The following is a 12,402-nucleotide window of genomic DNA, read 5'->3' on the forward strand; positions in this document are numbered from 1 at the left end:
ACTTTTTTTCTTTAACTTTTAGAACGCAAAGCATCAAAACTATTAATAATATAAAAAGATAATAATGTGTATTATAGTAGGAGGGATAAGATGAGTAAGGATAAAGTATATGGGTATAGTTTTTATATGGAAAAGTTTGAATGTTTCTATAATGATTTTAAAAATGAAGGTTATGTATCTTTTCTAAAAGATAATTATGGTGAAAAAATGAAAATGTCTTTAGAAAATGCTAATAGAATACTAAATAATGTATTTTTATTTAATAGACCTTGGGACATGGAGCCTACTAGTGTACCGTATAAATTTGAAAATATAACTTGGGATTATGCTCCTAATGGAGATGAAGAGTGGATATTTATGCTAAATAGACATGAGTACTTGGAAGATTTAGTAATAGCTTATTATCTAACATATGATAAAAAGTATATATATAAGTGGATTGAAATAATAAGTGATTGGATAAACAAGAATACACCATCATCTAATGAAATGGCATGGAGAACTATTGAGGTGGGCATCAGATGCTTAAGCTGGACATTTGATTTAATAAGAATATTACCTCTAGATATATTAAAAGAAGAGGAGTTTGAATATATATTAAAAAGTTTATGTTGTCAGGTAAGATTTATTAAGGATAATATTAAGGATAAGGATATGTTAAGCAATTGGGGCATTTTGCAAACTACAGGGGTTTTAACAGTTGTAATGGCATTTTATGAAAGCATAGAAAATAAGGACTTAATAAACTGGGCAGAAAAGGTATTAGTACAACAACTTGAACTTCAAGTTTTAGAAGATGGTGTACATTGGGAACAGTCCCCTATGTATCATGTAGAAGTTTTATTAAGTACCTTAAAAATGTTGTATATAGCAAAAACTTTTAATTTTACTTTAAATAACACTATTAAAGATAAAGCTTATGCTCTAGCAAATGTATTAATTTATTCTACGGCTCCAGATCATCATCAAATTATGCAAAGTGATAGTGACTATACAGATACTAGAGATATTATGTGTTTGTCAGCCCTAGTGTTAAATAAGGGCGAATTTAAAGAAAAATCTTATGCGAGAATAGATTATAGTACATTTTGGTTTTTAGGGGGGAGATATATAAAAATATATGATGAGCTAATTTCAATTAATTCAAGAGAACTAGATAAGGCATTTTTAGATTCAGGTAACTATTATTTAAGATCAGATTGGAGTGAACAGGCAAGTTTTGCTTATTTTCATAATGGTACATTAGGAAGCGGTCATGGACATGCAGATTTACTTCATTATAATATAAGCCCATTTGGTGAAAATTTTATAATTGATCCTGGTAGATATACTTATGTAGAAGAAGATAAGCTTAGAACATATTTTAAAAGTCCTAAGGCACACAATTGTATTATTATTAATGACGAAGATTTCACACAATGCAAGGGTTCGTGGGGGTATCATAGCGTCGCAAAATCTATGAATAATTATCATAAATTTAAAAATGATATTTGTTATATAGAAGGAGTTTATATGGTAGAAAACTCTAAAGAATATTATATTGTTACTAGAAAGTTTATATATATAAAGCCTTCACTTTGGATAATATGTGATGTTGTAAATAAAAAGGGTGAAAACTATGTAAGTAGATATACTCATATGGATAGGGATGTTAAGATTGAGTCAAAAGGCAAGGGTTACATAATGAGCAAGAATAATATTAACCTTCAACTGATTCCACTATTTGCAAGTGAGGTTTACATTAAAAATGATTATGTGTCTAGAAAGTATAATGAGATACATAATTCCAAAACTCTTGTTTATAAAAATAATTTTAAAGATATAGGAATTAGTGTAGATGTTTTATACGGAAGCTTACAGGAAGAGAACATGAAGGTTAAGGTTAAGAGTATATATCAAGCTGGAAAGTCAGAACCCTTAACACCAACTCAAGGTACAGCCTTAGAGATAGAATTACCAACAGGGGAAAAGTACGTAATCATAATGATTCATCAAGAAATATATATAGGTAAAAAGCTGATTATCTACAACAAAGAGATCTCGTTTTATGGAAAGATATTAGTTTTAAAACATACTAATAAAGGATTAATATATGTAAAACTTAAATTTTAACATATATTATAAACAAATAATAAGGATTATAATGAAAAAAATTTACAAAGTTAAATTTACACTACTTGCTTTTTAAGGGGTAGTTTATTTTACTTGTATAAGTAGGTTTCTTTGCCCACCTAACATAGAATCTTCAGAAATACTTAGCTTGAACGATAATATATTGAAACTAAAAAGAAGTTATTAACGCTAATAATAATATTTAAAAGAGTATTAATAGTGATAAAGATGGGGTAAAATTAGGTGTTAAGCCTGAGATATATTGGTGGAATTTTAAATTTAGGGGGGAGAGTAATATGGGAAGTATAATTAATGTAAATAATCCTTATGGGGTAGATGATAAGAAGATTACCTCAAAGCTTACATTTCAAAAGGGAGAAAGTTTTTCGGCAAGAGTTGTTGGACATGGAAATTCTAAAAATGAAGTTTCTTTAAGGATGATAGATGGATGGCAATTTGATGCACAAATAGATGGAAATATAGGGTTAGATTATAAAGGAACAACACGCTTTGTAGTAGAAGGATTTGAAAATAATAAACTAAAGATAAAAGCCTTAAAGGTGGAGGTAACATCAGAAGATAATATTAAAAAGTCTATTGATTTGATACTAGAAGAAAATGGCCTTACAAAATCAGACAGCAAAATGTTACTTAAGATGTTAAAAAACAATATAGAACTTAATAAAGAAAATATTTTAAAAGCAAAAACATTAATAGATTTGAAAGAAAATATACTACCTGATTCTTCAAAAGAAAGGGATTTTATATTTAAATATATAAATAGTAAACATATAGATATAAGTAGTGAACAAGGGAAAGCTATAGAGAGGGTCTTAAAAGAGTCTTTTCAGGAGATTAAAGATTTATCTATAGATGATATAATGTTTATGATAGAAAATGATCTACCTTTAGATAAAGAAACTATGGAAAGTTTTAAAAATATGTTTAAAGAAAATGGTAAGCTTTATGACTTATTAAAAGAAATAGATATAGATAAATCATTATTAATGTCGTCTGATACACTAGAGATGGGTAATCTTGATAAAGATAAAGTGGAAACAATCTTGCTTAATGCAATAAAGGAAACCTTAAATATGGAGGTTAACATTAATAAAGATGATATAGGAGCTTTAACATCTTCATTAAATAAGTTCAGCAAAGAAAATATTTTAAAAGGTATACAAGAAGTAGTAAATCTTGATAAAATAAATATAGATGCTATGTTAAAGGATGTATTAAGCGGTGAACTTCACCAAGAAGGCTTTAAAAATCTTACATCCTTAATAGATGGATCAAAAGAACAAATTTTAAATAATAAAGATCAATTGAAAAGTCAAGTAAAGGAAATATTACCAAAGGATCTTACATTAACAGAAAACGAAATAAATAATTTAATAGACGCAATAGAACATAGTACTGAATCAAAATCTTTTGCGCAATTCAAACAAAGTATATTAAGTGTTTCCCAAAAGGTTACAGAGGGTGTTTCGGGTTTAAACAATTTAAATGGGGATAACATTTTGAATTTGGTTAGTAAAGAAAATGTTTATTTAAACGAAACAACAAGATTTCTAATGAATCTTTTAGAAGATAAGGGAAAAGGTGATTCTAATAACCTTAAAGCTGAAATTAAAGAAATACTAACCTCAATTATGGATGATGATATGGTTAGGATTACAAATAAAGGTGAGTTACAAATAAAAGATAGTGCAAGTATGGTGAAAAGTCAAATAGATATAAAGCTTAATAATATGAAAAATATAATAAATAATATATTAAATAAGTCTTTAGAAGGGAAAGATAGTATGAATAATATATTATCTTTCATAAAAGATAATTTAAATGACTTTAAATTATATAATACAATTTCCAATGAATATTATTATATGGACTTACCTGTATCTATGAATCATAAAGAATATCCTTGTAGGGTAATAATAAAGGATAGAAGAGAAGAAGGAAAAAAGATTGATTCTAAAGATGTTAAAATGATGGTTACAGTAAGAACACAGTTTTTAGGCGAGGTTGATGGGTTTATAAAGGTTAAAAATGATTTTATGGATTTAGAGATAAAATGTGATGAAAAGTCTATAAAAATGTTAAATATCAAAAAGGAACTATTGAAAGAGTCTTTAGAAGGTTTAGGATATAGCTGTGATCTTAAGGTTTCTAAAAAAGAGGTTATCTCTAATATAGTAAGTTGTAGGGAGTTTTTTAATGATAGCGATTTTACATCTTTGAATGTTATGGTGTAAAATTAGATAAAGGTTCTCTATAAAGTTATACTAGGAGTTGCAAACTTATTATTAAATTCAAAGCGAATTTGTAAGTGTTAATTATAGCTATTAAGGTGGTGAAGAGTAAAGTATGAAGAAAACAAGAAAGGCTGCTGCAATAAAATATGATCAATCCTATGATGCACCAATGGTGACAGCTAAGGGTATGGGAGATATAGCAGATAAGATAATAGAAAAGGCAGAAGAAAGCGATGTGCCAATAGTATATAATAAGGAACTTGCAGACTTATTAAATAATGTGGATGTAGGAGAATTCATACCCTCTGAACTTTATGAGGCTATAGCTGAGATAATAGCCTATATTACAGATATAGATGCTGTATTAGGAGAAAGGTGAGTGAATAATGGCGTTATATGCAATATCTGATTTACACTTAGCTTTAAGTGGAGATAAACCTATGGATGTGTTTGGGCAACAATGGTTTAAGCACGATGAAAAGATAAAAGAAAATTGGTTAAAGAAGGTTTCTAGTGAAGATACTGTACTTATTGCTGGAGACATATCTTGGTCTATGACCATGGAAGACAGCAAAAAGGAATTAGAATGGATAGATAAGCTTCCAGGAAGAAAGATATTCATTAAAGGTAATCATGATTATTGGTGGAATAGCATTACAAAACTTAATGCTATGTTCGATAATATGGATTTTATCCAAAATAACTTTTTTAATTATGAAGACTGGGCCATTTGTGGTACTAGAGGATGGACTTGTCCTGGTGGGGATAATTACACTAAACATGATGAAAAGATATATGAAAGAGAGCTTATAAGATTAAAACTTTCATTAGACATGGCAGTTAAAAAAGGTTATAAGAAGATAATAGTGATGATCCACTATCCACCAACTAATGAAAAGTTTGAGGAGTCAGAAGTTACTAAGATATTTAAAGAATATAAGGTGTCTAAAGTTATATATGGCCATTTGCATGGACCAGCACTGTCTAAGGTATTAAATGGAGATAAAGATGGGGTAGAATATATAATGACTTCTTGTGATTATATAGATTTTGATCCAGTGAACATTTTACCTGATTTAAAATTATATTAGAGCTTTTTAGCTAATAACTTAAAACAATAAAAATTCAATATTTAACTAGTTATGGTTATTAATTTTATATTAGGAATAGACAAATTAAGAGGGAGTTATTAATTTAACTTTGTTTTAATTTGTTTTTTTTTATTAGAACTTTATGTATTTTACAATCTACAAGTACTACTTAGGGTTATTTTAGGTACTAATTTGTGATTTTATCATTAAAAGTTTATTTAAGATAAGTGTAATTTGTGTATACAAAATAAGCAATAGTATGGATTAAAAATATGATATTAAAGTCATATACTATATATAAAGAGATATATAATTCTAAAAGGTGATTTATTTAATAACCAGGGAGGTTAAAACCATGGATAAGAGCATTAGAGATGCTCAAGATAGTGACTGTGATATTATAGCAGAGTTAATTTATACTACAGAAAGTAATCCAGAAGAGGTATGGAGAGGTAGTAACAAAGAAGAAAACTTAGAGTTAATAAAATACCTTATTAAAAACCATGATTCTAGATATAGCTGTAGATTTGCTAAAGTTGCTGAATATAAAGGTGAGGTTGTAGGAGTTCTTGTGTTAATACCATATAATAAATTAGGGTATTCTAATATAAAAACTAGTGTAGCTATACTAAAAAAGCTTAAAGGAATTAATCAAAAGTTTAAATTTATAATAAGTGAATTAAAATTTATAACTGTTAAAGAATGCGACAAGGGAGACCTTTATATAGCTAATATAGCTGTAGCGGAAAAAGCAAAGGGGCTTCATATAGGAAAGCTTTTGATGGATCACGCAGAGACATTAGCGAAAACAAATAAATACTCGAGATGTACATTACTAGCAAAAGATGCATATGTAGCTGAGTTTTATAAAAAGATTGATTATAGCTTAATTTATAATAAAAAGGTTTTTGGAACTGAAATAATAAAGATGGCTAAATTAATATAATATATATGAGAAATCTAATGTAAAACTATTTATATAAACATAAAAATAGTCAGTTGAAACTGACTATTTTTTGTGTTTTAGAATATAGTATAAAAATATTGATTATTATTTAAAAGAATTTTCTATATTAGCAATACCTTCATTAATTGATTGTATTGTTGAGTCTTGTGAGTGCATAGTTGCTACAATTTCTTCAGATAAAGAAGAGTTTTCTTCAGATAAAGAAGTTATATCCTCTACAGAAGATATTATAATATCCTTTTTTGCAGAAGAATCTGTAAGGTTAACTATACATTTTTCTATTTCATCTACAGATTCATTTAATTCACTCTTAATAGTTAAAAAGGTATCTTTTGTTTCTTTAATAGTAGACTTTTGAGTTAAAAGTGCATCATTACCGCTAGACATAGCAGAAGAAGTACTTAAGATATCTATTTTTATTTCTTCAAGTATTTTAGTTATATTTTGAACAGCAATTTTAGAGTTTTCAGCAAGCTTTCTTACCTCACTAGCTACTACGGAAAAACCTTTACCAGCGTCACCAGCTCTAGCTGCTTCTATTGCTGCATTAAGAGCCAAAAGGTTTGTCTGACTTGCTATTTGATTTATGGAGTCTGTAATAGTGTTAACGGACTCTAACTTTAGGACTAAGTCATTAACTGTAGAGTTTGAGACTCTAAGAGCATCTTCAAGGTGGCCTAAAGAAGAATCAAGTGTTTTTATAGTTTCTAAACCTTTGTTAGCATCCTTATCGCTGTCTATAACCTTTATTTGAACATTGACTACGTTTACAGCAAGGCTCTCCATATCTTTATGAAAGTCTTTAAGTATATTAGAAACTTTGGATAGATCATTACTTTGAGATATATTACTAGTAGACATTTGACATATAGAGCAATTTATATCGGAGGAAGTAGCTGCTACATATTCCATATTATCTTTTAATATAGAAATTTCTTTTGTTATATGTACCTTATTTTCGGATTCATGATTTTGAGTTATTGAATCCTCCTTAATGGTATATGGTTCATTGGACTCTAACTTAATTTCATTTATAGTTTTATTCTCTTTTTTTCTAAAGAAAGCCACAAATATTCCCCCTTATTTTCATATAATAACATTTTAAATTATATCATATGAGGTAGAAACATTCATTAAACAATATAAATATTGTTTATATTTACCTTACTTATCTGTTATAATGTCTATGGATATAATAGATATAAATAGAGGGTGATTTTATGGCAATAAAAGAATGGAAATCCTTTCTGACTCCATATGAACAAGCAGTGGAGGAATTAAAAGTTAAATTTCGAAGTATAAGAAAAGAATATAGGAGAAAAAATGAGTACTCCCCAGTAGAGTTTGTAACAGGAAGAGTTAAAGAAATATCCAGTATATTAGAAAAGGCAAGTAAATTTGATATTCCTTTAGATAGGCTCCAATATGAGATAGAGGATATAGCAGGAATAAGAGTTATGTGTCAGTTTGTAGATGATATAGAGAAAGTTGTAGAGCTTATACGAGAAAGAAAAGATATGCAAATAATGTATGAAAAGGATTATGTGGCAAATGTTAAAGAAAGTGGATATAGAAGCTATCATATTATAATAAAATACCCAGTTAACATGGCTGAAGGACAAAAGGATATATTAGCTGAATTTCAAATAAGAACTTTAGCTATGAATTTTTGGGCTACAGTAGAGCACTCTTTAAATTATAAGTATAAACAAGAAATACCTTATGAAATAAAGGGTAAACTTAAAAATGCTGCTGATTCGGCATTTAAGCTTGATGAACAAATGTTAGAAATAAAAGATGAAATAAAAGATGCTCAAAAACTATTTGAAGTTAAATCAGATATAATATCTAATATAATGAATAATATACTTAGCTTAGTTTATATAGGTAAAATAGCTGAATCTAGTAGATATCAAATTCAATTAAATAAGCTTATAGAAGAAGGCGAGGTCTGGGAGCTTAATAACCTACTTTTTTCAATAAAAAGAGATGTAGAAAAGTTTAAAGATTAAATAAATATATAATATAAATGAAAGAGGAATTATTTTAATAATTCCTCTTTTGATAATGCGCAATTAAAACACATGTGATATAATTTTGTTAAGAATAATCATTATTAATAAATAAGAGACTATAGTTTAAGGAGGCTAATAATGTCAAAACGAGAGATAGATTTAAAGCTAATTTATGACAATCCATTCTACATTAAAAATATAGAAGAGCCAGATACACAAATGCAGCTTATAGCTGTAAAGAAGAATGGTTCTATTATACAATATATAAAACATCCAACTATAGAGGTTCAAAAAGAGGCAGTAAAATCTAATCCTTATTCAATAGAGTATATAAAAGAGCCTTTAGAAGAAATACAAGTTTTATCAGTAAAGGGTTCTTGGAATTCTTTAAAATATATAAAAAGTCCCACAGAAAAAACTAAACATGAGGCCATTAATTCTAAAGGCTGGGCAATACAATTTATAAAAGAGCCTTCTTTAATGATGCAAATTGAGGCAGTAAAAAAAGATTATGATTCAATAAGATATATAAAAGATCCTAGTGAAAAGGTTCAAAAAGAGGCAGTTAAAAATCATTGGTCGGCTATTAAATATATAGAAAAACCGACTATTGAATCACAAAAGATTGCTATAATGAAAAGTGAAGAGGCAATAACATATATAGATATTTATAATGAAGAAAGAATTAAAGAGTTTTTAAAAGTAAACATAAATATTTTAAAGTATATATATGAAGATGTTACTGAAGATATTATAGATGAAATTTTAATGGAAAAATTAAAAGATGATAATATAGAAGATAAGTATGTTAAAGATTTTTTGAATCTAGAAATATTAGATATAGATAAGATTAAGTTTATATATAACTATGGTAGTAAAAAGGCAAAAAAGATTTTAATTGATTATAAGCTAAAAACATAAGTTAGGTTATATGTATAAACATAAGGAAGGGAAGTATTTATTTGAAGTTTTCAGAAGCTTTATTAACAGTAGACTTAATATTAAAAAGTGAAGCAGTTCCTTTAATAATAGGAGAAAGTGGAATCGGTAAGACCTCTTTGGTTAAAAAATTAAGTAAAGAAAAAGGATATTATTTAGTAACCATAGATGCAAACCTTTTAAAAGAAGGGGAAATAGGAGGGCTTCCAACAGTAGAGGATTATGAGGTATATAAACAAGAAAGCATAGAAAAGAGAAAAAGGACAGTATATGCAGTTCATACCAAATTAGTAGATATAGAAAGAGCCTCAAAAGAATATAAGGATAGAAAGATAATATTATTTATAGATGAAATAAATAGATGTGAACATAGTGTTCAGCAAGAACTTATGAACTTAATATTAAATAAAGAAATAAATGGATATATACTCCCAGAAAGTGTTCAAGTTATTGCAGCTATGAATCCATCTAATAAATATGATTCCTTTGAAAATAGTGAATATCAAGTTGTAGACATGGATCCTGCGCAGGAAAACAGATTTGTGTGGATAGAAATGGATTCAGATGTGAATGAATGGATAAAGTGGGGCATGGGCAAAGATAGCCTAATACATGAACATGTACTAGAATTTATTTCTACCTTCAAGGAATACCTACATAGACCAGATGCTATGGATAGTATAAAGGCAACCCCAAGGAGCTGGGAGAGGATATCTAGAGCGTATAAGGTATATCTACAGTCTAGGAACATATACTCTGATAACATATTTTATAATGTTGTTAAGGGTAATGTAGGATCAGCTATAGCCAAAGATTTTATGTCTTTTATAAAAAATTATAAATCCATATCTATAAAACCTAAGGATATGTTTGATAGCGAGGTAATTTCAGAAAATATTAAAGAAAGAGTAAGCCTCGAAAGTCATTCAAGACTTTACATTATAGCTAAAAACTCCTTAGTATATTTAAATGAAAATGGTTATAGTGAAAGAGAATTATCTTTGTTTTCAAAATATCTACAGCTATATCCTATGGATTTAAGAATGGGAATAATGAAAGAAATACGAGAGGAATACGAAGGGAGCCTTTATACTGGGCTTTTAGATAATGATGATTTTATTGAACTATTCTTTTCTTGTTTTCTTTGGAGATGATATAAATGGAAAAAGGGTCAGTGGAAACATTAAGAATAAATCTTCTTAAAGAACTTTCTAAGGTTTATACAGGAAATAAAGAAGAAGATAAGATTGTTATGAATAAAGCTTTTAAAGATAAAACTAAAAGAAGGTTTAAGGAGTTAATAGAGGGTGTTGTATTTTCATTAATGCAGGGGGAAGATAGCTTTTTTGGATTTTTTATGATGAAGACTAAAAGACATATTAGTTTTGAGATAGAGTGGCCTATAAGTACAGAGATAGATCTATTAGGATTCATAATGTACTTTAATCCCTGGAAGTTTTTAAATTGTAGCCTTCAGGAAATGGAGGCACTTGTAAAGCATGAAATATATCACATTATGTATGGTCATCATGGTAGAGCTCAAGATTTGTACAGTAAGTATGGGAAAGTACCTGTGAATATAGCTATGGACATATCTGTTAATCAATTCATAAAGGGCCTACCTTCCTATGCAACAAAAATTGATAATATATCCTTAGCATTAAATGTAGAACTAAATAAGGACTCTACTATAGAGGAATATTCAAAAGAAATATATAAAGCTATACAAGATATTTCAAAGGCATCAGGAAAGAAAAATCTTAATTTAAAAGATTTAGATTTAGAAAGTATTCACGATTCTTTTATAAACTCTTCACAAGGCTTAAATATGAAAGACTCAAAGGAACTTATTAAAGGAGTTGCAATAAATGCTAATAAGGGGAAGTCACCTAGAGGACTTGAAGAAATATTATCAAGCTTAAATAGTGTTCCTGAAATTGAATGGGTAGATTACCTTAAAAGTATAATTAAATCTATGCCCTCTGGAAGTAGGAAGACTATTACTAGAAAAGATAGAAGGCAACCAAATAGGTTAGACCTTAGAGGAACATTAAAAAATCATGTAGCTGAGATAATAATTGCTATAGATATAAGTGGCAGTATTACCGATAAAGAGATAGAACAAATATTTATAGAGGTATTTGGAATAGTTAAAAATAGAAATATAAAAATTACTGTAATTGAATGTGATGACAAAATTAGAAGAGTATATAAATTAAACTCTAGAAAAGACTTAAAACCTAGGTTACAAAAGAAGGGAGGTACTGCCTTTTCTCCAGTTTTTGAATATATAAACAAAAAGGCTCTTAGAAGATCTTTTGTTATATATTTTACAGATGGACTAGGTGAAGAGGAATTAAGTATAAAGCCTATTAACTATAGAACACTTTGGATTTTGACAGGAAAAAATGAAAAGATATCCTTAAAAAGAACCTATGGAGAAGTGAAAAACTTAAAATCAAAGGGATACTATGATTCAGATACTAGCTATGGTTTAAAGGTTATGAGAGAACTTTTGCATGACTGGGCAAGATAATATATATAAATTAAAGATGGGTAGAAGATTTTAAAATCTTCTACCCATCTTTATTAAAGTGATATTAGCTGCAACTACTGCAACTTGAACAACCACCAGATTCACCTAAATCTTTTGTAGGCTCTAGCATTAGTCCACTGCCATTTTCAGCAGATGAAGTTATTCTAAATCCTTCAAAATCTTCTATAAGGTTTTTATCTATAAGGAAAGTAATGTCTTTCACTGTTTCAACTATATCTGTATCTTTTTGTTCATCCAGAACAATATTAAATGAAGGGCCACTTCAGCCCATACCAGCTAAGTTAATCCTTATAACATAATTTGGAAGTTCGTTTTGATCTAGTAGGCCTTTGAATTCATCATAAGCTACATCACTTATTTTAATAACACCCATGTGTATCCCTCTTTTCTTAAGTTATTTTAGTTAAAATAATTATAATATAGAGTTACTATTATTTATAGTAATACATAATAGTATAACCATAGA

Annotated in this window: 12 protein-coding genes; 9 read left to right on the top strand and 3 right to left on the bottom strand. The window is 28.2% G+C overall.

All coding sequences use genetic code 11. From position 1 onward, the window contains the following. Window positions 1–90 precede the first annotated feature (90 nt). From DY168_RS03405 to DY168_RS03425, 5 genes are all read left to right on the top strand, one after another. Window positions 91–2,112: a heparinase II/III family protein gene (locus tag DY168_RS03405; RefSeq protein ID WP_115640489.1), complete on the top strand. Its 2,022-nt coding sequence runs from the start codon at window positions 91–93 to the stop codon at window positions 2,110–2,112. Window positions 2,113–2,408: 296 nt separating this feature from the next. Next, window positions 2,409–4,367 (top strand): hypothetical protein, encoded by a 1,959-nt coding sequence (locus DY168_RS03410; RefSeq protein WP_115640490.1) that lies wholly within the window; start codon window positions 2,409–2,411, stop codon window positions 4,365–4,367. A 112-nt stretch (window positions 4,368–4,479) separates the two neighbouring features. Beyond that, the gene (locus tag DY168_RS03415; RefSeq protein ID WP_115640491.1) at window positions 4,480–4,746 is read left to right on the top strand and encodes an EscU/YscU/HrcU family type III secretion system export apparatus switch protein; all 267 of its coding nucleotides are present in this window, start codon (window positions 4,480–4,482) and stop codon (window positions 4,744–4,746) included. A gap of 7 nt (window positions 4,747–4,753) precedes the next feature. Then, window positions 4,754–5,458: a metallophosphoesterase gene (locus DY168_RS03420; protein ID WP_115640492.1), complete on the top strand. Its 705-nt coding sequence runs from the start codon at window positions 4,754–4,756 to the stop codon at window positions 5,456–5,458. 355 nt (window positions 5,459–5,813) lie between these two features. Beyond that, a complete protein-coding gene (locus DY168_RS03425; protein ID WP_115640493.1) occupies window positions 5,814–6,404 on the top strand; it encodes a GNAT family N-acetyltransferase in 591 nt (196 codons plus the stop codon). Window positions 6,405–6,509: 105 nt separating this feature from the next. On the opposite strand, the gene DY168_RS03430 is transcribed toward DY168_RS03425, so the two are convergent. Continuing rightward, window positions 6,510–7,493, bottom strand: a complete 984-nt coding sequence (locus DY168_RS03430; protein WP_242984043.1) for a methyl-accepting chemotaxis protein — start codon at window positions 7,491–7,493, stop codon at window positions 6,510–6,512. Window positions 7,494–7,645: 152 nt separating this feature from the next. Between DY168_RS03430 and yjbM the strand changes: the two genes are divergently transcribed. The 4 genes from yjbM (at window position 7,646) to DY168_RS03450 (ending at window position 11,915) form a co-directional block, all read left to right on the top strand. Next, on the top strand, window positions 7,646–8,437 hold the full coding sequence (gene yjbM / locus DY168_RS03435; RefSeq protein ID WP_115640494.1) for a GTP diphosphokinase: 792 nt from the start codon (window positions 7,646–7,648) through the stop codon (window positions 8,435–8,437). 141 nt (window positions 8,438–8,578) lie between these two features. Continuing rightward, the gene (locus DY168_RS03440) at window positions 8,579–9,361 is read left to right on the top strand and encodes a hypothetical protein (protein ID WP_115640495.1); all 783 of its coding nucleotides are present in this window, start codon (window positions 8,579–8,581) and stop codon (window positions 9,359–9,361) included. Between the two features lie 41 nt (window positions 9,362–9,402). Next, window positions 9,403–10,533, top strand: a complete 1,131-nt coding sequence (locus DY168_RS03445; protein WP_115640496.1) for an ATP-binding protein — start codon at window positions 9,403–9,405, stop codon at window positions 10,531–10,533. Window positions 10,534–10,538: 5 nt separating this feature from the next. Continuing rightward, entirely contained in the window at window positions 10,539–11,915 is a 1,377-nt protein-coding gene (locus tag DY168_RS03450) for a vWA domain-containing protein (RefSeq protein WP_115640497.1), read from the top strand. Window positions 11,916–11,979: 64 nt separating this feature from the next. On the opposite strand, the gene DY168_RS15225 is transcribed toward DY168_RS03450, so the two are convergent. Together DY168_RS15225 and DY168_RS15325 are read right to left on the bottom strand one after the other, a co-directional pair. Beyond that, the gene (locus DY168_RS15225; RefSeq protein ID WP_423237225.1) at window positions 11,980–12,138 is read right to left on the bottom strand and encodes an iron-sulfur cluster assembly accessory protein; all 159 of its coding nucleotides are present in this window, start codon (window positions 12,136–12,138) and stop codon (window positions 11,980–11,982) included. A 60-nt stretch (window positions 12,139–12,198) separates the two neighbouring features. After that, window positions 12,199–12,309: an iron-sulfur cluster assembly accessory protein gene (locus DY168_RS15325; protein ID WP_479723537.1), complete on the bottom strand. Its 111-nt coding sequence runs from the start codon at window positions 12,307–12,309 to the stop codon at window positions 12,199–12,201. Window positions 12,310–12,402: the final 93 nt, after the last annotated feature.

This window comes from Clostridium putrefaciens (genome assembly GCF_900461105.1).
Lineage (GTDB): Bacteria > Bacillota > Clostridia > Clostridiales > Clostridiaceae > Clostridium_L > Clostridium_L putrefaciens.

What these genes read in the sequence shown, in the direction of transcription:
- DY168_RS03405 (WP_115640489.1), top strand. Translation starts at nt 91, where the DNA reads ATGAGTAAGGATAAAGTATATGGGTATAGTTTTTATATGGAAAAGTTT.
- DY168_RS03410 (WP_115640490.1), top strand. Translation starts at nt 2,409, where the DNA reads ATGGGAAGTATAATTAATGTAAATAATCCTTATGGGGTAGATGATAAG.
- DY168_RS03415 (WP_115640491.1), top strand. Translation starts at nt 4,480, where the DNA reads ATGAAGAAAACAAGAAAGGCTGCTGCAATAAAATATGATCAATCCTAT.
- DY168_RS03420 (WP_115640492.1), top strand. Translation starts at nt 4,754, where the DNA reads ATGGCGTTATATGCAATATCTGATTTACACTTAGCTTTAAGTGGAGAT.
- DY168_RS03425 (WP_115640493.1), top strand. Translation starts at nt 5,814, where the DNA reads ATGGATAAGAGCATTAGAGATGCTCAAGATAGTGACTGTGATATTATA.
- yjbM (WP_115640494.1), top strand. Translation starts at nt 7,646, where the DNA reads ATGGCAATAAAAGAATGGAAATCCTTTCTGACTCCATATGAACAAGCA.
- DY168_RS03440 (WP_115640495.1), top strand. Translation starts at nt 8,579, where the DNA reads ATGTCAAAACGAGAGATAGATTTAAAGCTAATTTATGACAATCCATTC.
- DY168_RS03450 (WP_115640497.1), top strand. Translation starts at nt 10,539, where the DNA reads ATGGAAAAAGGGTCAGTGGAAACATTAAGAATAAATCTTCTTAAAGAA.
- DY168_RS15325 (WP_479723537.1), bottom strand. Translation starts at nt 12,309, where the DNA reads ATGGGTGTTATTAAAATAAGTGATGTAGCTTATGATGAATTCAAAGGC.